Origin of the sequence: Acinetobacter sp. WCHAc010034, assembly GCF_001696615.3 — a bacterium.
Lineage (GTDB): Bacteria > Pseudomonadota > Gammaproteobacteria > Pseudomonadales > Moraxellaceae > Acinetobacter.
In genome coordinates this window covers 96806-118017 of record NZ_CP032279.1, presented here as the reverse complement: position 1 = coordinate 118017, position 21212 = coordinate 96806, and the positions used below count along the sequence as shown (strand labels likewise).

The 21212-nt window shown below is 40.5% G+C and carries 16 protein-coding genes and 1 pseudogene; 12 read left to right on the top strand and 5 right to left on the bottom strand.

What is annotated here, in order from left to right; all coding sequences use genetic code 11:
• Nucleotides 1-236 precede the first annotated feature (236 nt).
• The 4 genes from BEN74_RS01935 to BEN74_RS01920 all read left to right on the top strand — a co-directional run bounded on the left by BEN74_RS01935 (nucleotide 237) and on the right by BEN74_RS01920 (nucleotide 3734).
• Nucleotides 237-1229 (top strand): DUF1852 domain-containing protein, encoded by a 993-nt coding sequence (locus BEN74_RS01935; protein ID WP_068910033.1) that lies wholly within the window; start codon nucleotides 237-239, stop codon nucleotides 1227-1229.
• 36 nt (nucleotides 1230-1265) lie between these two features.
• Nucleotides 1266-2312 (top strand): methionine synthase, encoded by a 1047-nt coding sequence (locus BEN74_RS01930; protein ID WP_068910036.1) that lies wholly within the window; start codon nucleotides 1266-1268, stop codon nucleotides 2310-2312.
• 82 nt (nucleotides 2313-2394) lie between these two features.
• Nucleotides 2395-2886, top strand: coding sequence for a flavin reductase (locus BEN74_RS01925; RefSeq protein WP_068910065.1), 492 nt, complete (start codon nucleotides 2395-2397; stop codon nucleotides 2884-2886).
• 47 nt (nucleotides 2887-2933) lie between these two features.
• A complete protein-coding gene (locus tag BEN74_RS01920; RefSeq protein WP_068910039.1) occupies nucleotides 2934-3734 on the top strand; it encodes a sulfite exporter TauE/SafE family protein in 801 nt (266 codons plus the stop codon).
• 156 nt (nucleotides 3735-3890) lie between these two features.
• Here BEN74_RS01920 and BEN74_RS01915 read toward each other — a convergent pair whose 3' ends face one another.
• Entirely contained in the window at nucleotides 3891-4589 is a 699-nt protein-coding gene (locus BEN74_RS01915) for a DUF1826 domain-containing protein (RefSeq protein WP_068910041.1), read from the bottom strand.
• Nucleotides 4590-4748: 159 nt separating this feature from the next.
• On the opposite strand from BEN74_RS01915, the gene BEN74_RS01910 reads away from it, so the two are divergent.
• Nucleotides 4749-5027, top strand: a complete 279-nt coding sequence (locus BEN74_RS01910) for a hypothetical protein (protein ID WP_228200379.1) — start codon at nucleotides 4749-4751, stop codon at nucleotides 5025-5027.
• 204 nt (nucleotides 5028-5231) lie between these two features.
• On the opposite strand, the gene BEN74_RS01905 is transcribed toward BEN74_RS01910, so the two are convergent.
• Nucleotides 5232-8711, bottom strand: coding sequence for an indolepyruvate ferredoxin oxidoreductase family protein (locus tag BEN74_RS01905; protein ID WP_068910042.1), 3480 nt, complete (start codon nucleotides 8709-8711; stop codon nucleotides 5232-5234).
• A 202-nt stretch (nucleotides 8712-8913) separates the two neighbouring features.
• Here BEN74_RS01905 and BEN74_RS01900 point away from each other — a divergent pair, with 202 nt between their 5' ends.
• A complete protein-coding gene (locus BEN74_RS01900) occupies nucleotides 8914-9852 on the top strand; it encodes a LysR family transcriptional regulator (protein WP_068910045.1) in 939 nt (312 codons plus the stop codon).
• 163 nt (nucleotides 9853-10015) lie between these two features.
• Here the strand turns inward: BEN74_RS01900 and BEN74_RS01895 are convergent, their stop codons facing one another.
• Nucleotides 10016-10456, bottom strand: coding sequence for a hypothetical protein (locus BEN74_RS01895; RefSeq protein ID WP_068910047.1), 441 nt, complete (start codon nucleotides 10454-10456; stop codon nucleotides 10016-10018).
• A 758-nt stretch (nucleotides 10457-11214) separates the two neighbouring features.
• Here BEN74_RS01895 and BEN74_RS01885 point away from each other — a divergent pair.
• Nucleotides 11215-11697, top strand: a complete 483-nt coding sequence (locus BEN74_RS01885) for a 3'-5' exoribonuclease (RefSeq protein ID WP_004911027.1) — start codon at nucleotides 11215-11217, stop codon at nucleotides 11695-11697.
• Between the two features lie 33 nt (nucleotides 11698-11730).
• Here the strand turns inward: BEN74_RS01885 and BEN74_RS01880 are convergent.
• A pseudogene (locus BEN74_RS01880) lies at nucleotides 11731-11933 on the bottom strand (IS5/IS1182 family transposase); the annotation flags it as partial.
• A 156-nt stretch (nucleotides 11934-12089) separates the two neighbouring features.
• On the opposite strand from BEN74_RS01880, the gene BEN74_RS01875 reads away from it, so the two are divergent.
• On the top strand, nucleotides 12090-12503 hold the full coding sequence (locus BEN74_RS01875) for a hypothetical protein (protein ID WP_004911025.1): 414 nt from the start codon (nucleotides 12090-12092) through the stop codon (nucleotides 12501-12503).
• A gap of 88 nt (nucleotides 12504-12591) precedes the next feature.
• Here BEN74_RS01875 and BEN74_RS01870 read toward each other — a convergent pair whose 3' ends face one another.
• Complete coding sequence (locus tag BEN74_RS01870) at nucleotides 12592-13257, bottom strand: hypothetical protein (protein WP_004911021.1); 666 nt, start codon at nucleotides 13255-13257, stop codon at nucleotides 12592-12594.
• Between the two features lie 168 nt (nucleotides 13258-13425).
• Here BEN74_RS01870 and BEN74_RS01865 point away from each other — a divergent pair, with 168 nt between their 5' ends.
• From BEN74_RS01865 to BEN74_RS01850, 4 genes are all read left to right on the top strand, one after another.
• Nucleotides 13426-15429: a type I restriction-modification system subunit M gene (locus tag BEN74_RS01865; protein ID WP_068910070.1), complete on the top strand. Its 2004-nt coding sequence runs from the start codon at nucleotides 13426-13428 to the stop codon at nucleotides 15427-15429.
• Between the two features lie 2 nt (nucleotides 15430-15431).
• A complete protein-coding gene (locus tag BEN74_RS01860) occupies nucleotides 15432-16724 on the top strand; it encodes a restriction endonuclease subunit S (RefSeq protein ID WP_068910049.1) in 1293 nt (430 codons plus the stop codon).
• Nucleotides 16725-16864: 140 nt separating this feature from the next.
• A complete protein-coding gene (locus tag BEN74_RS01855; protein WP_068910051.1) occupies nucleotides 16865-17902 on the top strand; it encodes an Abi family protein in 1038 nt (345 codons plus the stop codon).
• A 17-nt stretch (nucleotides 17903-17919) separates the two neighbouring features.
• On the top strand, nucleotides 17920-21204 hold the full coding sequence (locus tag BEN74_RS01850) for a type I restriction endonuclease subunit R (protein WP_068910054.1): 3285 nt from the start codon (nucleotides 17920-17922) through the stop codon (nucleotides 21202-21204).
• Nucleotides 21205-21212 lie beyond the last annotated feature (8 nt).

Sequence of the window (21212 nt, the reverse complement as noted above, 5' to 3'; positions counted from 1 at the left end):
ATATAATTCAAATGCTTATTAATTTATTTTTGATTTAAACCACAGCATTCATCTCGAACCATCTGATTTGCCTGTTTGTGAAATTCCTTCTCAAAAATTACAGCAGAATTCTCAAACATGAATTCTGCTCATCTTGGTGTTAGATTAAATCATTTTTATTCATGTTCTGTTTCAAGTATAAATTACTGCATACAGAAATTTTGCTTTTATTTTAGAAATTAGGGTAGCGGATCACCATGAGTACAGAGTTTGCATGTTCAATTAAACGCATTCGTTTTGATGAAAACTATCAGCCAGCAGATAGCACACGCCTAACAACTAACTTTGCCAACTTGGCGCGCGGTGAAAGCCGTGAGCAGAACCTGCGCAATACGCTTCGCATGATTAATAACCGCTTCAATGCCTTAGCGCAATCAGACAACCCGAATGGCGACCGCTATTCACTTGAAATTGACATCATTTCTGCAGATTTAGATATTGAAGGCAATGGCAACGCGTTCCCGATCATTGAAATGCTGAAAAGCACAATTACAGATCATCACACCAATCAGCGTATTGAGGGCATGATTGGCAACAGCTTTTCATCTTATGTGCGTGACTATGATTTCAGCGTGGTGCTTAAAGAGCATAATAAAGAGAACTCGACTTCGTATGCGCCTGAAGGTTTTGGCGATTTGCATGGCAAGCTGTATCAATACTTGGTGAACTCAGAAACTTTTAAAGCAGCGTTTAATCAGCAGCCTGTGATTTGCCTGAGTGTTTCAACGGCCCGGACTTATCACCGCACGACCAATGAACATCCGATTTTGGGTGTTGAGTATAAGCAAGACCAATACTCCCGTACCGATGAGTATTTCCATAAAATGGGCCTACAGGTCCGCTTCTTTATGCCGAAAGGCAGCGCTGCGCCTTTAGCATTCTATTTTGCGGGCGATTTGCTGCGCGATTACACCGACTTTGAGCTGATCAGCGCGATCAGCACCATGGAAACCTTCCAAAAGATTTATCGCCCTGAAATCTACAACGCAAATTCATCAGCGGCGCAAGTCTATCAGGCCAGCCTGGAGTACCCGGATTACTCATTAACGCGAATCGTCTATGACCGTGTTGAACGCGGCCAGCTCGCAGTCAAGCAAGGCAAATGGACGGAAGAAAACTTTATCAAGCCTTATCAAGACGTTCTTGAGCAATGGGCTGCCAATTACACCGCAGACAGCAACGCTGCTTAATTTATCTGAAACAGAATATAGAAATAGAGATTTAAAATGGCAATTTTATTACCGACATCAACGGCTGGCAGCTTACCGAAACCGTCTTGGCTTGCAGAGCCTGAAAAACTTTGGTCACCTTGGAAACTCGAAGGTGAGGCATTACTCGAAGCGAAACAAGATGCTTTACGTTTGTCACTGCAAGAACAACAACACGCTGGGATTGATATCGTCAGCGATGGCGAGCAAACCCGCCAGCATTTTGTCACTACTTTTATTGAACATCTTGAAGGTGTCGATTTCGAAAAACGTGAAACTATGCGAATTCGTAATCGTTACGATGCCAGTGTGCCATCTGTTGTGGGTGAAGTATCTCGTAAGCAACCTGTATTTGTTAATGATGCCAAGTTTTTACGTAGCCAGACCACACAGCCAATTAAATGGGCACTACCTGGTCCAATGACCATGATTGATACATTATTTGATGGTCATTATAAGAGCCGTGAAAAATTGGCTTGGGAATTTGCCAAAATCCTCAACCAAGAAGCTTTAGAGTTAGAAGCAGCAGGCGTTGACATTATCCAGTTTGATGAACCCGCATTTAATGTATTCTTTGATGAAGTGAATGACTGGGGTATTGCAACTTTAGAACGTGCGCTTGAAGGTTTGAAATGTGAAACTGCGGTACACATTTGCTACGGTTATGGTATTAAAGCCAATACTGATTGGAAACAAACTTTAGGCAATGAATGGCGTCAATACGAAGAATCATTCCCTAAACTGCAAAAATCTAAGCTTGATATTATTTCACTCGAATGCCAAAACTCTCGTGTGCCAATGGATCTGATTGAACTGATCCGCGGTAAAAAAGTGATGGTCGGTGCGATTGATGTGGCAAGCAATAGCATTGAAACACCTGAGGAAGTTGCGAATACGCTGCGCAAAGCGCTTCAGTTTGTCGATGCAGATAAACTCTATCCTTCGACCAACTGCGGCATGGCGCCTTTAGCTCGCCACGTGGCAAGAGGCAAGCTGAATGCCTTAAGCGCAGGCGCGGAAATCATCCGTAAAGAGCTTTCAGCTTCATACGCAGCAAGCGCGTAATACGAATGGGCTGCCCGTTTGATAAATGGGTAGCTCGTATTCCATTTAAAAGCATGTGTCCGTTCTACTGAGGAATAAAATGATGATCGAAGCAACAGACTTTAGAGATGCAATGTCTTTGTTAACCAGTGCAGTGAGTGTCGTGACTACGGCAGGCATGGCTGATCGTCATGGATTCACTGCATCGGCTGTGTGCAGCGTTACGGATACACCGCCGACATTATTGGTCTGTATGAATAAAGCGTCTCGGTCACATGCACATTTTGTCGACAATAAAATTTTAACCGTGAATGTTTTAGGCGCACAGCATCAGCATATTTCCAATGTCTTTGCATCCAAAATGACTTCTGAAGAGCGCTTTAAACACGGCGTTTGGACAGAGCTGGAAACTGGCGCACCGGTTTTAAAGGATGCTTTGGTCAATTTTGACTGTGAGATTGATGACATTCAAGAAGTTGGCACGCATACGGTTTTCATGTGCCGTATTGTCGCGATTCAGCAAAGCCAGCAGGATCAAAGCTTAGTTTATTTTAACCGCGCTTATCATCAGGTGGGGCAGACGGAAACCGCTTAACCTCACTGCATCCATTTCTTTAACATAAACTCTTAAGTAAGTACGCCGTGGAATTAATCATTTTTTTAGCAATAGGCGCATTAGCCGGATTTGCTGCTGGGCTCTTTGGTGTTGGCGGTGGGCTGATCATCGTGCCGCTGCTGTATGCAGTCTTTACGCAAATGGGCTTTGATCCTGAAGTTATCATGCATCTAGCTTTAGGAACTTCATTAGCGACCATTATCGTGACATCTATCAGTTCATTGATGGCTCATCATAAAAATGGCGCGGTCATTTGGCCTGTATTCAAAAATCTGGCGCCTGGGCTGGTCATCGGATCTTTTCTCGGCGCCGGCATTGCCGGATTGCTTTCGGGGACACATTTGCAGCTGATCATTGGCGTTTTTGTGATCTGGGTTGCATATCAGATGTTTGCTGGCGCAAAAAAGGCAGTAGATCAGAGTAAAGCGCTTCCATCAGCGCCTAAGCAAGTATTTGCAGGCACTGGGATTGGCGTTGCATCCGCAATTTTTGGAATTGGGGGAGGAAGCTTAACTGTGCCTTATCTCAATCATTATGGCGTCATCATGCAAAAAGCTGTTGGAACATCCGCTGCATGCGGTTTGCCTATAGCCATTGCCGGCGCTTTGGGCTTTATGTTTTTCGGTATGAAAGAGCAGGTCAATATTCCAAATACTATTGGCTTTGTGCATATTTATGCTTTTATTGGCATAAGCTCAATGAGTTTTTTTACAGCCAAGTTCGGTGCAAAAGCAGCGCATGCTTTATCGCCAATCGTACTGAAAAAATGCTTTGCCATCTTGTTATTTGTCGTAGGATGCTTTTTCCTTTTTAAGGGATTGCGCTGAGATAGATTTTGTTAATTCCTATTAAGTGTAATTTCATTATGACTGATTAATAAATCTCCCCTTTGAATTCAATACCGTATTGAATTTCAAAATGCTCCCTCCTTTGAAAAAGGAGGGTTGGGGAGGATTAAAAAACTCTTAATATCAAATAAATATTTAACAAATCAATAACAACCTGTACTCACCTTCATTTTCGGCAGGCGCTCTATGCACACAGGGTAAAACCTGTTGCGTTGGATGATCTACCGCCAGCCGCCAAAGATGCCCTAAGCCTAAATTCACAGGTTTTGCATTCGGTTTAGCTTGATAATGTAAATCAAAAAAATACTCTTCTAGAAAAGTTTCAAATTCTGCTTCTGTGCCGTCATGTAATTTTTTAAGTTTTTCTCGGATTTCTGGAATCAAAATCTTTTGTTCTACTTGATCATTGGGCAGGATATCGCTTGCCGCGCCGTGATAGGTGCATAAAAACGTATCTGTTTCGATGGGTGAGCGATCAATATGATAGGAATATACATCTGTTGAAATAAAATCTAGCTCATCATCCCGTTCGTAGCTTTTCAGTAAATTAAGCGAAGGGGATGCGCCGAAATCAGTTAATAGCTGAATATCTTTTAGGATAATTTCCCGTGCAAAATTACCATGTTCTGAAAGTTGTAATGCTAAAAGATCGTCAACTGAAACTTCTGTAATATTTTCTTTTAACTCAAGTTTATTCACAATTTCTTTAAAATCGCCAGCCAAACTTCTAGACCAGCAAAGAGCATTAATTTCTCCTTGGAAATTCGTATTTATAAGTTCAGAGAAACTAGAAATCACTTTAATTTGATTGTTGTCCGTAAGCGTATTTGTCATATTAGAGTTAAATCAATCATAAAGCGTGCCTAATAATATACCTTAACTTAATCTAATTCATGATTATTATGGGGAGGATTTAATCATAGAGGCGGACTTTCCATTGATGGGAAATATTTGTTATCGTTGGCAACGTTTCGATCCTCAGCTTGAGATCATATGATGCAGCTTATTCAGTTTAACTTAGATAGTTTGGAAAAATTTCAATTAGATCAGCAAAATGTTGAATATCAAGATATCGTTAGCTATGAAATAGTCAGGGAAGGCATTTGCAGTTTGATATTTAAATTAAGCAGGCAGGCGAAATTAGAAAACTCAGAACAGCAGGATATATTCCAAAAAAATATAAATAAACTCATATATATAAGAGATCATCTACAAATTCACGATAGAGCATCTATTCGAAAACTTATGGCTGAAATTAAGACTTATCAATAATCCTCTTGAAGTCATAGCCACACAGATTTGCGTAAGCTTTCCTGGATTCACGTTGATGAGCTGTAGCGGAAGATGCTTTTGCATTGGCCCGGATATATTACTGCCTCAGAGCCTTTAGATTATAAATATGAAGCAGCTGAACATGATCAATACATCCCCAGTTTGATCCTGTATCAGCTGCTTATTTAGATAAATCTATTTCTTTTATTCATGTTCTTTACGAAGATTCAATTCAAGCTCATCCCAACGTTGTATCGCTGCGTCCATCGCTTGTATTTTGACATGACCAAAACCTCGTACATCTGCTGGTAATTGAGCGATTTGCTCAGCAACAGATAAGTTATAATTTTCAGGTGTAGAACTGATGGTTTTCACAAATGCGATATAACGATCACGCCAAGCATGTTCTTTTTGACGTTCTTGCTGTAAAGCAAATGGATCAAGGAAAGTTTCTCTAAGCCACTGTAGACGAGCAAGAATCATCATCGGAATACGCATCCAATATCCAAAAGCACGTTTGCGTATGACGCCATGAGCACCCAAAGCAGGAGGGGCTAAGTGATAGGTCAAACGTAGACCTTGACCAAACTGCGTTTCAATTGATTGTTGAAAGTTTTTTCCTGTGAGTAAGCGCGCAACTTCATATTCATCTTTATACGCCATGACTCTATAGAGCTGTGTCGCAATTGTTTCAGCGAGTTCTTCAGGCAATACTTTGGCAGCTTGTTCCACCAAAGTTCGATACTGAGTGGCATAATCTTGATTCCAATACTCGACCAGACGTGCAGAACGATCTTCAACGAGTTCAGCCAACGTGGTTGGTTTACGCGTCGTTGGTATGGTTGCAATAATGCGTTTGGCTAAGTCAGGGTCATTCATCAGATGGCAACCGATGCGGAAAGCTTCAAGGTTTTTTTCAGCAGCCGTACCATTCAGACGAATTGCCTGCTCAATACTTTCACGCTTCAACGGAATCTGACCTGCTTGCCAAGCCATGCCAAGCAAGATTTGATTTGCAAAGATCGCATCACCCAGTACTTGTGTGGCAATACGTGTTGCAGGTAAAGAGGTGAGTTTTCCTTGTGCAGTTCGACCACGAAGCCGCTGAATCAAATCTGTAATAGGCGCATACCAATCACGAGACTCAAGGAATTCAGAAGTAGGGGAACCATCTTCATTGACGATGACCACAGCATCAGCTTTTAAGCGAGAAAGTGCTGCATTACTGCCTGCGACAATGGCATCTGCACCGATTAAAACATCACATTGACCCGCAGGGATTTTGGTTGCAGAGATTTGGTCATCTTCAGTCGCAAGTTGTATGTAGGAATAAACCGTACCACCTTTTTGAGCAAGTCCAGCCATATCCATAATACGTGCGGCTTTACCCTCCAAATGAGCAGCCATTCCCAGTAAAGCACCTGCTGTCACCACACCTGTACCGCCCACACCACCAACCATGATGCGGATGGGGTGATGATCAAGTTCAGGAAGGATTGGTTTTTCTGGCCAGCCAGCTTCGATACCTTTGAATATTTCTGGACGTTTCATATCGCGGGTATGTACGGTCACAAAACTTGGACAGAAACCTTCGACACAAGAGAAGTCTTTGTTGCAGCTGCTTTGATTAATTTGACGTTTAGTGCCTAACGCTGTTTCAACGGGTTCAATCGATAAACAGTTCGATTGTTTAGAACAATCACCGCAACCTTCACAAATCCCACTATTGATAAAAACTCGTTCAGCGACATCTGGATAAGCATTGCGTTTACGGCGACGGCGTTTTTCACTGGCACAGGTTTGAACATAAATTAACGCCGTAACACCAGAAATTTCACGTAATTTGCGTTGCACATCATCTAGCTCATTTCTGTGGTAAATCTCCACGTGAGCAGCAATACCTTCTTCAGCATGAATCAACTCAGGTTCATCGGTGACAATGACTTGCTTTGTGATTCCTTCAGCATCCAATTGTCGTGTTAACTGTGCCACACTGAGATGACCATCGACATGCTGTCCACCCGTCATTGCAACTGCATCGTTATAGAGAATTTTGTAGGTCATATTGAGTTTTGCTGCGATCGCTTGGCGGATTGCAAGATAGCCTGAATGGAAATAGGTTCCATCGCCTAGATTGGCAAAAATATGCTTTTCATTGGTGAAATGGGAAGCGCCAGCCCAACTTACGCCTTCGCCACCCATATGCGAGAAAGTTTCTGTGCCGCGATCCAGTGAGACCGCAATAAAATGACAACCGATGCCACCTAATGCGCGGCTGCCTTCGGGTAATGCTGTTGATGAATTGTGAGGGCAGCCGCTGCAAAAGAAAGGTTTACGTTCTGCAATATCCAGAACACGCCGTGACTCGTGCTCTGCTTTTTGCAACAGCTCAAGTCTATTTTGAATTTGCGTTTTTAAGCTTTCTGGAAGATCTAATTTTAAGAATCGAGCGGCCAACATTTTTGCAATAGGTTCAGGTTGAAACTCATAGTGACCAATCAAAGGCGCTTCATCAATCGATGTACTCCATTCGCCTTTTCCGTCACTCGCTTTACCGATGATACGAGGGCGTTTGCCATCTGGAAGCGCATAGAGTTCATCTTTAATTTGTGCTTCAAGAATCGGACGTTTTTCTTCTACAACAATCAGTTCTTCTAAGCCTTCGGCAAATTCACGCAGACCTTGCGGTTCTAAGGGCCAAATTAAAGCAACTTGATACACTCGCAGTCCGAGCTGCTGGGCCGTTTCACCTTCAATTCCGAGAATGCGTAAGGCTTCAATGGTATCTAAATAGCCTTTACCGCTTGCGGTGATACCAATACGCGCATCTGGACAATGCCATGTCACCTGATTCAATTGATTTTCACGCGCATAAGCCAATACAGCGGGTAAGCGGTATTTATAAAGGCGTTCTTCCTGTTGAATGCCGTGATCAGGCCAGCGAATATTGACACCATCTACAGGCATTTGAACATTTTTGGGTAAAGTAGGAGTGACTCGATCCAAATCCACATGAACAGAAGCAGAAGTTTCAACAATTTCACTGACCAGCTTCATCGACGTCCATATACCCGCAAAGCGTGACATAGCGACCGCATGAACGCCTAAATCAAGAATTTGCTGTATTGAGGTCGGGTAAAAAATTGGAATACCGCAGCCGATCATGACGTGCTCTGACTGGTGCGGAATACTCGAAGATTTACAAGAATGGTCATCACCAAAGAAGGCAACTACACCGCCTCGTTCTGCTGTTCCTGCAAGGTTGGCATGACGCAGAACATCTCCAGAACGGTCTACCCCTGGGCCTTTGCCATACCACCAGGCGGTTACACCATCATATTTGCCTTGACCTGCGAGATTGGCTTGTTGGGTACCCCAGATTGCAGTAGCAGCGAGATCTTCATTTACGCCGGGTTGAAAAACAACATGATGGTCTTTGAGTATGCCTTCAACTTGCCAGAGAAAATTATCGTAATTTCCCACAGGGGAGCCGCGATAACCGGAAATAAAACCAGCCGTATGATAACCGTTTAAAGTATCCCACCGTGTTTGCGCGAGCGGTAAGCGCACCATGGCCTGAATACCTGTCATATAAGCAGTACCGCTATCACTGAGATACTTATCTTCAAGTGATACATCCTTGGTTGGAATCTTATGTGGAGTAAATTTTGTCGCGATATTCATTTATGTCTCCTTAGAATTTTGTAGTTCGAGCTACTTTCTTTTTTCAACATCCGGTTGAATATTTGGAGTAAACGGCATACTGAGAAAGAGATTGATCAGTTCATTGCAGACAACAGAGCTGCTCAATCTATGTACATTAATGTCATTGTGGTTGATCCATACCGGTGCAACAATGCGTAATTAAGAAAAAGATATTTACGTTATGCGCAAAAATCTTGATGGCGGATTACTCCATGCAATGCATGCTTTCCTAAAAGTCATTGATAGCGGAAGCTTTACGGCCGCCGCAGAGCAGATGGAACTGACAACAGCGCAAGTGTCTCGGCTCATTAGCGAGTTAGAGGGGCGCTTAGGAACAAAATTACTACAGCGGTCTACGAGACAGCACGCGTTGACCGATATTGGTGCAGCTTATGCAGAGCAGTGCCGTCAAGTGCTGGCAATGGTGGAAGAAGCCGAAGCTCAAGCAATGGGGATGGCAGCCAAACCGCAGGGCAGGTTGCGTGTTTTGAGTATGGCGAGTTTTGGGCATCATTATGTGTCCCCGATGATGGCCGAGTTCTGTCAAACCTATCCAGAGCTTACGGTTGAATACCGCACTTCCCAGAATGTACCCGACCTTTTAGGCAAAGGAATTGACGTCAGTTTGTATCTCACGGAATCTTTAGCTGACTCAAGATTTGTTGCCCGCCGAATTGGGACAATATTTTCATTGCTTTGCGCATCACCAGCTTATTTAGAAAAATATGGCGAACCAAAATCATTAGATGATCTGCAAAAACACGCATGTTTAAGATTGGTGAACCCATCTATTACACCGCAATGGCATCTTGTCAGTGAAAATAGCTGTTCGTATCAAATCGATATTACAGGGCCATTGATTGCAGATTCACCAGAACTATTACTGGACATGGTGCAGCAAGATATGGGCATCGCACTGCTTCCAACCTTTGCTGTGATTGAGGCTATACGTACTGGACGGTTACGCCGTGTCTTAGCAGACTGGAGATCACCAGATATTGGGGTTTATACTTTACTACCATCGCGTCATTTTATTGATGCTAAAACAAGAGCATGGCTAACATGGGTTGAGCAGCATATTTCACCTAAAATTCAGAGTGATACAGAGTATTTTTTATAATTTCAATTTGCTATTAAGGTCATTGTGGAGAAAATGCTGTCTATGTCTTTGAGTTAGCATAAGTTTTCTCACGTAAAACTTAACAGTAAATAGAGCGAAATTTACTCTGTATCAATATTTAAGAGCTTATACCTGATGATATTTATTTAACATAATAATGACATTATGCTGCATTTGAGAGCGATAGTTTATCTTCTGCAATTGCTTCACTGGAGAGAATGGCCTTGTACAGAAATACAGGAATTCCATCTTCTGCATCCTTTACCCTTAATTCTTTTGTGCCATCCCGGTATTCAAATATAGCAATAGGGTAGCTGTCCTGATCTGCAATATAAAACCGTCTGTCTTTTACGATTAATTTATGATTTTCAAACTGATGTTGCAGCAGCCGCATAAATCTACTCTCATTTGGTGAAAGCAGATTTAATTGCCGTATTCTATCTGCATCATTTTGATAGCGTATTTTTTCACGCTGCCTTTCGTTATAGCTTAAATATACATTCCTTGATTTTTGGGTTAGTGCTTGTGTTTTTTCTGCACGCGAATCTCTCCAGAGATACCCAACGATAAATCCTAAAATTAGGCAAAATAATCCAATAGCCACAATTCATTTTCCTAAGAGAAGGGTGTTTTAACCAAGGCTGATTATCTGTACATGCGCGATCTACGAGCGTGCTGGAACAACTGCAAAATTCAGAACTAGACAAAGCTGCAGAAATAAATCAGTTTAAACAGTTTTTTATAAAACTAGATTATCACATCGATAGGCTGCGCGCGTAGATTTCGGCATAACGTATATTATGTTACTTAGGATACTCAGCAACGCGAATATCTGCGATTGTAATTCGCGTTGCTGAGCTGTGGCGGCAGATGCCGTCATGCGACACATGAGTTGACATTTTCATATACAAATAATCAAAGACTTAGAGTGCTTGATGACAATCAGGAACAATTATTTGCGACACATAAGCTGTCATTTTTATATTCAATGTATTCAAATGCTTGCATAAAATGTTTCAAAAAAAATTAAGACTTCATTTGCTATGCAAAACATCTTTTATCAAGAAGGTGAAGTTGCTGATTTTGCTCAGCCCTAGTTACGGTCTTTAATTTATTTATTACAGGAGGAGGGGTTTCAAAAAATTGCTCGATCTTCATTCACGATAGCAATATGTATTTTATCAATAATGTCAGTTTATGTTGTCTTAAAAGCTAAAATAGATGAAGTTTATTATAGCGTTAGACACTAGGTTGTTTCGTATCAAGCGAGCGTGTATCGTAAGCATCTGGCCAACCTCACTTGAATTTAAGCGAGCTTTCTTCTTATATTTAAGAACCAACTATCCAAATTAGAGATGAGAAATGTATTTATTTTTAGATTGTGAATTTAATGGTTGGCATGATCAAGGTACAGGTGATTTGATTTCATTAGGATTGGTGTCTATTGATGGTAAATATGAGTTTTATGAGGTGGTAAACTGTAAGAATCCTAGTCCTTTTGTCGTACAACATGTACTTCCAAAGTTAGGGCAATCCGCTATTCCTATGTGGGAGTTAGTGAAGAAGCTGTGCAATTTCTTATGGGAAGTTAACTCTCAAGAAGAGGATCACATTACTATCGTAGCTGACTATCCTTCAGATATAGAGTTATTTAACCGTATTTTACTCTTAGGACAAGGGCAATGTATCAATGTACCTGTATTGGGCTTCTTACTTGATTTGTCACTTACGACAAAGAATTCTATGATTCCTCACAATGCGTTAGCTGATGCTAGAGCTTTGAGCATAGATTATGCATTGAAGCATGCCCATAAGGTTCTCTCCTATGCAAAAAGAATAGACTAAATTTGTCTAGGAGAGTGGTGGCAGTCCATTTCCTCATTCCGTAAATTTATTTAATACTGCCACACGTGCATGAATCTCATTAACTTGGCTTTGAAAGTTTCTCACAGTGAGTTTATCTCCTAATAATTTGATGCAATGCATCTTGGTTTCAATCAAACTTCGCCGATGATAGCCTGATGACCATTTCTTCCAAATTAGATCTTCCTACGCTTAACCGTTCGAAGCAACTCATTGCGTTACATTGTGGAATAAGCCTTTAGAGATAGGTTTGTGCAACAAAGCCCATAAGTAGTATCAGAGCTTTAAATATCAATGACTATAAATTTTTAACAGGTGATTAGCATGTAAAAGAGACATGGCATCCTGATTCTAATTTAAGTTCCTTTCATATCATGGGAAAAGGAAAAATTGCTTTATTTGATACAAATGTATATTTAGGTGAAGAGGGAGTCTTTGAAGCTAGTGAAATCTTACGGACAATGGGAATTCCAATTTTTTCACCAACAGTCTATGCTGCACCACATGCTAGAGCAATTGCTGATAAAATTATTGCAGAAGCATTTTTGGCTATAGAACTAAATGGCAGTAAACTATTTAGATATATTTTATTACATGATTTTAATGACTATATACCAGAAGATACCGATAAACTACGTGTCTATGAGCTACTTGAGAAAGCCATAAAGCTTTTACCACAAGAACAATCCAATCATGTAAAAGAATGGTTATATCAAGCAAAATGTAAATTTGAAAAGGCTATTTGCATTTTAGGGTGGGATTTTTATAAATCTCACCTTATTTTTTAACTTAACAAACTCTAATTTTACAATCTAAGGTTAAAAACTACTTGAGCTAATCATTTTTAAAATTTGCATTATAAGGTTGAAAGTGAATTTAGCTTTTTAATAATCCTTTTAGTTGACTCAAATACTCATTTGCTTTTTGTTGAGAATTTTCTTCTGATAAATTTAAATCGGATTGAATCTTAATGATGCTTTGTTCAAACTGGCTCAATTCCAAATCACTCAATCGTTGTTCATCTTTGTACATATCTATAGTTGCTCGACACAAATGAATGAAGTGTTCTGTTGTTTTGTGTTGATAATGACAACAAGCATGAATGATATTTTTGAGTCGTCTGTGGCGTAGCTCAATATTGATTGGTTTATAAGTTGGATGGCTTGCGCTAAAAAATAGTGCCTTATCTATGGCATCACCGCTATACCAACCTTTATCCAAATTTTCTTGTGCTGCTTGAATGTAAATTTCTGCTACTCGCTTCCTGTCAGCCAAAATGTATTTCTCAATTTCAGCTTGGTCGGTTAAAAGCTCAATTGGTTCAAACTGAACTTTAGTGCCGTATCTGTTTTGGGTAGATTGATCATTTACTCGCAGAAAAATGGTTGCACCTATTTCTATATCTGATAGCACGGCATTTTTGACAAGTTGGGCTTGGTAATTTTTTACACTACCGATCAGTTCAGCTTGAATATACTTTGTTCCAATTTTTAAGATACGAAACTGTCCAAATGCTGTCATTTTTTCTTGCTTATTTGGCATCTCACACCAAGCCTAATGATTCTCCTGTGATAAATTTTAACATTAAGTCTTTATTCTGAAATAAAAAATTAGTCAGATTTGAAATTTTTAAATATTGCATTTCAAGGTTGAAAAATCTGCTTTAATTGCATAATATTTAACTATTGCAAAATAAGGTTGAAAAACAAAATGGCTTCTGCACCAAACAATACCGAATCTACACTGGCAAGTTTTATTTGGAACAATGCGAATGATCTTTGGGGGGATTTTCCGCATACAGAGTTCGGTAAAATCATTTTGCCCTTTACGGTATTAAGACGTTTGGAATGTGTACTTGAGCCAACGAAAGATGCTGTTCTCAATACTTATGAGCAATTCAAAGATCAAGGGATGGCGCTTGACGATATTCTTACTAACGTAAGCGGCAATCCATTTTATAACAAATCAACCTATAACCTTTCCAATTTAGGCGGTACAAAAACTAAAGCCAACCTTGAAGATTACATTTCCAATTTTTCTGAAAACGTGCGTGTGATCTTTGAACAGTTTGATTTCAATACAACAATTAATAAGCTTTCTAAAGCGAATTTACTGCTACGCATTTGCAATAATTTCGCTGCCATCGACTTACATCCGAATGTTGTTCCTGACCGCACCATGAGTAATGTCTATGAACATTTAATCGCTAGATTTGGTGCAGAAGTCGGTACGGGATCAGAGGACTTTATGACCCCGCGTGATATTGTACATTTGGCAGCGACTTTATTGCTTGAGCCTGATAATGAGCTGTTTGAACAAAAGAATGGTTTAATCAGAACTATCTATGATCAAACGTGTGGTACATCGGGCTTCCTAACCGACATGATGAACTATGTAGATGGCTTTAAAGACCGCTATAAAGTTGCCCCTGTACTTGTACCCCACGGACAGGAATTGCAGCCTGAAACTCATGCGGTCGCATTGGGTTCTATGTTGCTCAAAAAACTGGAATCTGACCCAAGCCGTGATTTATCGCAGAATATTAAATTGGGCAGTACACTCAGTAATGACTTATTTGCAGGACAGCGTTTCCACTATCAATGTTCTAACCCGCCTTTTGGTATGTCATGGGCGAAGGATGCCAGTGCGGTTCAATTAGAGCATAAAGAAAAAGGCTTAAATGGGCGTTTTGGTGCGGGCTTGCCTAAAGTCAGTGACGGTTCAATGCTGTTTTTACAAAATCTGATTTCCAAACTAGAACTGCCTGAAAATGGTGGTGGTCGTGGTGCGATTGTGCTATCAGGTTCACCATTGTTTAACGGTGGTGCAGGTTCAGGCGAGTCGGAGATTAGACGCTTCATTTTAGAAAATGATTATCTCGAAGCAATTGTGGCATTGCCGACTGATATTTTCTTCCGTACAGGTATTGGTACATATATTTGGTTGATCTCAAACCGTAAACCTGAACAGCGCAAAGGCAAAGTACAGCTCATTGATGCTACAGGCATGGCCTCATCTATGCGCAAGAATGAGGGCAACAAGCGCAAGTTTATTGACCAAAATTCGATTGATGAAATTAGCCGTATTTATGCCGATTTTGAAGAAAGTTCGGTCAGTAAAATCTTTGACTATACTGATTTTGGCTATCGCCGAGTCAAAGTCTTGCGCCCTCTACGCATTGATCTTCAATTTGATGCGGAAAAACTGGAATCGTTTAAAGCATCAAAAGAGTTTGGCAAGTTATCAGACAGCGACCAAAACACGGTATCAGCTTATATTGAGCAGCAGTTTGGTGACAGCAAAGACTATGCTTGGTTTGACAATACATTCCTGAAAAATCTACCACTCAGCAAAGTCAGCAAAGGTTTAAAAAATGCCTTGCTCGCTGCGTTTGGTGTGCAAAATCCTGATGCCGAAGCCGTAGAAATTAACGGTGAAGTGCAAATGGACAGTGAACTTACCGATTACGAGAACATCCCACTCAATCAAGATATTGAGGACTATATGGCAAAAGAGGTACTTCCCCATGCGCCTGATGCGGTAATTGACACCACTTATACCGATGCCAAAGACGGTCAAGTAGGTGTAGTGGGTTATGAAATTAACTTTAACCGTTATTTCTATGTGTTCGAGCAGCCACGCCACCCAAATGAAATTATGGCGGAGATCAAAGAGTTGTCTGCCGAAGTTGCGCAATTACTTGGGGAGGTTTAAAAATGCAATTTAAGCAATACCCAAGTTATAAACCAAGTGGTGTGGAATGGTTAGGTGATGTACCTAAGCATTGGTCTGTTATTCCAAGTAAGTTTTATTTTATTGAACGTAAAGAGAAAGCAGAAAATAAAGATAAACAACTTACTGCTTCTCAAAAGTATGGAATTGTTTTTCAAGAAGACTTCATGGCTGAAAATGGTCGTGTCATGGTTGTGATGAAAAATCCTGAAATATTAAAAAAAGTGCGACCAAATGATTTTGTAATTAGTATGCGTAGCTTCCAAGGGGGGCTTGAGCTTAGCTATTTAGAAGGTTCAATTAGTTCAGCTTATGTGATGTTAAAGCCAAATTTACATGTAGTAGATATAGAATATTTTAAGTATTTATTCAAAACCCCAAGATATATTCAATCCTTACAATCAACATCGAATTTAATACGTGATGGACAAGCCCTACGTTTTAATAACTTTTCTCAAGTAAAATTGGTTTTACCACCTAAATCTGATCAACATAAAATCGTTTCATTTCTCGACACTGAAACCACCCGAATTGACAACCTCATTACCAAGCAAGAAAAGTTAATTGAGCTTTTGGAAGAACAGCGTAAGTCGATTATTTCTCATGCTGTCACTAAAGGTTTAAATCCTAATGCACCGATGAAAGACAGTGGTGTGGAATGGTTGGGGGACGTGCCTAAGCATTGGGATGTTATTCCAAGTAAATTTTATTTTACTGAACGAAAAGAAAAAGCTGTTAATGCTGATAAACAGCTAACAGCATCGCAAAAGCATGGCATTATCTATCAAGATGAATTCATAGCCGAAAATGGTCGTGTTATGGTTGTTATGAAAAATCCTGAAATATTAAAAAAAGTGCGACCAAATGATTTTGTAATTAGTATGCGTAGCTTTCAAGGTGGACTTGAACTAAGTTCTTTAGAGGGTTCAATTAGTTCAGCTTATGTAATGTTGAAACCTGATTTATCGCTTATTAATACTGAATATTTCAAATATTTATTCAAAACCCCAAGGTATATTCAATCTTTACAATCAACTTCTAACTTAATACGTGATGGTCAAGCATTACGTTTTAATAACTTTTCTCAGGTTAAATTAGTATTACCTCCAAAGTCAGAACAGCAAGAAATTGTTGAATATTTGGATAAAGAAAAGAATAAAATTGATAATCTGACTTATAAACAAAAATCTTTAATCGAAAAACTTAAAGAATATCGTTCTTCAATTATCTCCCATGCGGTTACAGGTAAAATTGACGTAAGGGAGTTCACCGCATGAATTTTTTACAAAATTGTAAATTTAGCTTTACTTCAATAAGTGCTTTTGTCATTATTCTCACCAACATACCTGCCATGCCTATGTTCAAGTTCGCTTGTTCATGCACAAATCGGCAGGTTTTTTTTGCCTGAGAAATTGCTATGGTTCAATTTATTAAACAGGCAAAAAGCAACCAAGACCATATTCAAATATGGCAGCAACGTGGATTGCTCATTCCTGATCTTGCAAGAGCAGACCGTTATCTGAGCTTTATTGGCTACTATCGCCTATCTGCCTATACCATTCCTTTTCAGCAAACGGTTACAGCCAATTCAAACGTATTGCATCAGTTCAAAGCCAATACTTCATTTGATGATGTACTGAATCTGTATATCTTTGATCGGGAGCTAAGGCTCTTGGTCATGGATGCAATTGAGCGTATAGAGGTTGCAATACGGGCGCAAATTTGCAATGTGTTGTGCGATCAATCGGGTAATGCCTTTTGGTATACCGATGAACAGAATTTTAGCCACAACTATGCCCACATGCGCTTGCTTGCCAGTATTGAACGGCAATTATTAGATGAAAAAGAACGCTTGATACGTGACGAGAAAGCCATTGATAAACGTCCACTCTCGCAAGCTGACAAAGATGTGTTGAAAGATAAAGTGCGTAAAGAAAATTTTTTACGCCACTACTTATCTAAATATGACAGCCCGAAATTACCGCCTTCATGGATGATGATCGAAATGCTGACTTGGGGCGAACTCAGCCATCTTTATGTTGGACTCAAATCGACTCAAGCCAAAAAACAGATTGCTCAAAACTTAGGATTACATGCCGAAGTTTTAGAATCATGGCTGAAAACGCTGAATGATGTACGCAATATTTGCGCCCACCATAGCCGACTATGGAATAAAGAACATGGGCGCAGCATTAAGATTCCAACTTCAAATGCAATTCAATGGCTTCAACAACCAATCATATTGAGTAATACCGCGATTCGCTATGAGAAGCGTACCTATATGCTTTTGGTGGCAATACAAACCTTACTTTATAAGATCAGCCCAAATTCAACATGGGCAAAACGACTCAAAGATTTAATTGAGCAGTATCCATCACTCTCTAAAGCCAATATGGGAATGCCTGAGTTATGGCATCAAGACCCGTTTTGGCAACAGGCATTACAACAGAATTAAAAATTAGGGGAAAAAGCATGAATATTTTGGCAGACAAAGCCCATTACGAAAGTCACTTAGAAGCCTATATTGTGCAAAAACTGCAAGCGCAAGGTTGGGTGGTTGGGCAAAGTAAAAATTATCATACCGAATATGCACTCTATCCCGAAGATTTAATCACATGGATTCAAGCTACACAGCCTGAAAAGTGGGAAAAACTGCAAGCACTGAATGGTAGTAATACCGAAAAACGCATCATCGACCGCTTGGATGATGAACTGAATAAGAAAGGCACAATCCATATCTTCCGTAATGGCTTTAGCATGGCGGGCGCAGGCACAATCGACCTCAGTGAAAGCGCACCCGAAGATGGACGCAATCAAGCCGTCATTGACCGCTATAACGCCAATATTCTACGTGTTGTCCCACAACTCAAATATCATCCATCCAAAGATGCAGGCATTTTGGACCTTGTGTTCTTTATTAATGGCTTGCCAATGGCAACGGTAGAAATTAAGACCGAGTTTAACCAGTCTTTAGAAGATGCCATTGAACAGTATAAAAATGACCGTAAGCCGATAGACCCTAAAACAAGACGTAAAGAGCCATTGTTAACACCCAAGCGTGGTGCAATTGTGCATTTTGCCTTGTCTGAATCTGAAATTGCCATGACCACCGCTTTAGATGGTGAAAGCACCTATTTCTTGCCGTTTAATAAAGGTAATCAGGGACATGCAGGCAACCCTCCTGCGGATGCAGCCAAAGGTGAGGATTATCCTGTGGCGTATTTTTGGGATTATGTTTGCCAACGTGATAATTGGCTGAAAATTTTCCATAACTTTGTCTATGTGGAAAAGAAAAACAAAGTCGATCTATATGGTAATTGGACGGTACAGGAACGCCTGATTTTCCCGCGTTACCATCAGTTTGATGCGGTGAATAAAATCATTGCCGATGTGCAAGAAAAAGGCGTAGGACTGAATTATCTGTGTGAACACAGTGCAGGCTCAGGCAAAACATCGACAATCTCTTGGGTGTGTCATTCACTGGTGCGTTTGCGTCACAATGACGGTACACCGTTTTATAACTCCGTCATTGTGGTGACAGACAGAACGGTACTGGATGACCAGTTACAGGAAGCCATTCAACAATTAGACCATCAGAAAGGCTTAATTGCTGCAATTAACCGTGATGACAAAGAACATGCAGGCAAATCGAAAAGCAAACAGCTTGAAGATGCACTGTTATCCAATAAACAGATCATTATTGTGACCATTCAGACTTTCCCGCATGTGATGGAAGCGATTCTGACCAATACCAGTTTAAGCGACCGTAACTACGGTATTGTGATTGATGAAGCGCATACCTCGCAAACAGGCTCAACAGCATCTAAACTGCAAGCGACATTGGCATTGCAGTCGGGTGAAGCAATGGCGAATCTGACTGTTGAGGAATTGCTTGAGCAGATTCAAAAAGCCCGTGTACAGTCCAAAAACATCAGTCACTTTGCCTTTACTGCAACCCCAAAACACTCGACTAAAATGCTGTTTGGCCGTACCAAAAATGGTGAGCCTGCCAGTGATGACAACTTGCCTGAATCCTTCCATCTCTATCCGCAACGTCAAGCCATTGAAGAAGGCTTTATTTTAGATGTATTGCAAGGCTACGTGCCTTATAAAACAGCTTTTAAACTTGGCGGTGAAGCTGTTGATGATGATAAACGGGTCAATTCTAAAGCAGCCAAGAAAGCTTTAGCCCGTTGGATGGCTTTACACGCGACCAATGTCACGCAAAAGGTGCAGTTTATTATTCAACACTTTCACCACAATGTCGCCAACTTACTGAATGGTCAAGCCAAAGCGATGATTGTGACCAGTTCTCGCCCTGCGGCAGCACGTTATAAAATTGCCTTGGAAAAATATATTGAAGATAACCCTGAATACAGTGCCTACCGTGTCTTGGTGGCATTCTCAGGCAAACTTACGGGCAAGCAGATCAGCCATGAAGCTGATGACGATACAGAAAATGGTGCGCTATTTAAGGTCGGTGAAGATGCTGAATTTACCGAAGCCAATATGAATGCCGATGCACCTAATTCTGATTTACGCATTGCATTTGACCGCCCTGAATATCGTTTAATGGTGGTGGCGAATAAATTCCAAACAGGCTTTGACCAACCCAAACTATGCGCTATGTACCTTGATAAAGTCATTGCCAATGAAGTTGAAGTGGTACAAACCTTGTCACGCTTAAACCGCACCACCACAGGCAAAGATCAAACCTTTGTGATTGACTTTGTAAATGACCCTGAATGGATTTTAAAGTGCTTCAAGAAGTACGACAACGGGGCAAAAATAGTGGATGTACAAGACCCGAATGTGGTTTATACCATCAAAGACAATATTGAAGAACTTGATCTGATTACCGAGGATGATTTGGAGGAGTTTAAAGCAGCTCGTTTTAAAACTATTCGCGATATTAGCAATCATGATTTCAAAGAAACCACGCATCCCGACCTGTTTAAAGCAACTGATCGTGTCGCCCGACTATTTAACCAAAAGCTGAAAATGCTCAAACAGGCGATTGAGCTACAGGAAACCGCATTTGATCAAGCCAAAGCAGACGGTAATGATGAAGGCGCAGAAAAAGCGGAATTTGAGCGCAAGCAGTTAGACGTAGAATTACAAACCTTGATGCGCTTTAAGGGCAATTTGGATAAGTTTAGCCGTATTTATTCCTATGTGGCACAGCTTATTGACTTTGGCGATCCTGAACTTGAAAACTTCTCGGCATTTACCAAGCTCTTATCCAAACGATTAAATGGTATGTCTGCTAAAGAAATTGATATTTCAGGCTTGGTATTGACTGGCTTTGGCATCTTTAAAAAGAAACTTAAAACCGATGATACAGACCATCCTGAAGCGGATGAACCCCAACCTTTAGTTCCGATCCAAGGTACAGCCAATGGCGATGTGCAGCCAACCAAAATGACTTATCTCAAAGAAGTGATCGAGCTAATTGCACAGACCTTTGGCGATATTTCCACCCGTGAAGAACAAGTGGTTTATATCAATCATTTAGTAACTATTCTACGAAATAACGATGTAGTTATGGCTCAGATTGAAAATAATCCTGAATCCACAGCCTTGCAAGGTAATTTGCCATCGGCAACGAAAGGCGCAATTATTCAAGCTCTGACCTCACATCAAGACTTATCAGCATTGTTGCTCAAGACCGATGCACAAGCGATGCAGAACGTGATCAAGGTGCTGTATAAATTGCTTAAAGATGGTGAAACCATTGATGTGCATCGTCTAACATAACGGAGTAT

Excerpts from the sequence above, each read along its gene's own strand:
- BEN74_RS01935 (WP_068910033.1), top strand. The coding sequence starts at position 237 with ATGAGTACAGAGTTTGCATGTTCAATTAAACGCATTCGTTTTGATGAA.
- BEN74_RS01930 (WP_068910036.1), top strand. The coding sequence starts at position 1,266 with ATGGCAATTTTATTACCGACATCAACGGCTGGCAGCTTACCGAAACCG.
- BEN74_RS01925 (WP_068910065.1), top strand. The coding sequence starts at position 2,395 with ATGATCGAAGCAACAGACTTTAGAGATGCAATGTCTTTGTTAACCAGT.
- BEN74_RS01915 (WP_068910041.1), bottom strand. The coding sequence starts at position 4,589 with ATGACAAATACGCTTACGGACAACAATCAAATTAAAGTGATTTCTAGT.
- BEN74_RS01910 (WP_228200379.1), top strand. The coding sequence starts at position 4,749 with ATGATGCAGCTTATTCAGTTTAACTTAGATAGTTTGGAAAAATTTCAA.
- BEN74_RS01905 (WP_068910042.1), bottom strand. The coding sequence starts at position 8,711 with ATGAATATCGCGACAAAATTTACTCCACATAAGATTCCAACCAAGGAT.
- BEN74_RS01900 (WP_068910045.1), top strand. The coding sequence starts at position 8,914 with ATGCGCAAAAATCTTGATGGCGGATTACTCCATGCAATGCATGCTTTC.
- BEN74_RS01885 (WP_004911027.1), top strand. The coding sequence starts at position 11,215 with ATGTATTTATTTTTAGATTGTGAATTTAATGGTTGGCATGATCAAGGT.
- BEN74_RS01875 (WP_004911025.1), top strand. The coding sequence starts at position 12,090 with ATGGGAAAAGGAAAAATTGCTTTATTTGATACAAATGTATATTTAGGT.
- BEN74_RS01870 (WP_004911021.1), bottom strand. The coding sequence starts at position 13,257 with ATGCCAAATAAGCAAGAAAAAATGACAGCATTTGGACAGTTTCGTATC.
- BEN74_RS01865 (WP_068910070.1), top strand. The coding sequence starts at position 13,426 with ATGGCTTCTGCACCAAACAATACCGAATCTACACTGGCAAGTTTTATT.
- BEN74_RS01860 (WP_068910049.1), top strand. The coding sequence starts at position 15,432 with ATGCAATTTAAGCAATACCCAAGTTATAAACCAAGTGGTGTGGAATGG.
- BEN74_RS01855 (WP_068910051.1), top strand. The coding sequence starts at position 16,865 with ATGGTTCAATTTATTAAACAGGCAAAAAGCAACCAAGACCATATTCAA.
- BEN74_RS01850 (WP_068910054.1), top strand. The coding sequence starts at position 17,920 with ATGAATATTTTGGCAGACAAAGCCCATTACGAAAGTCACTTAGAAGCC.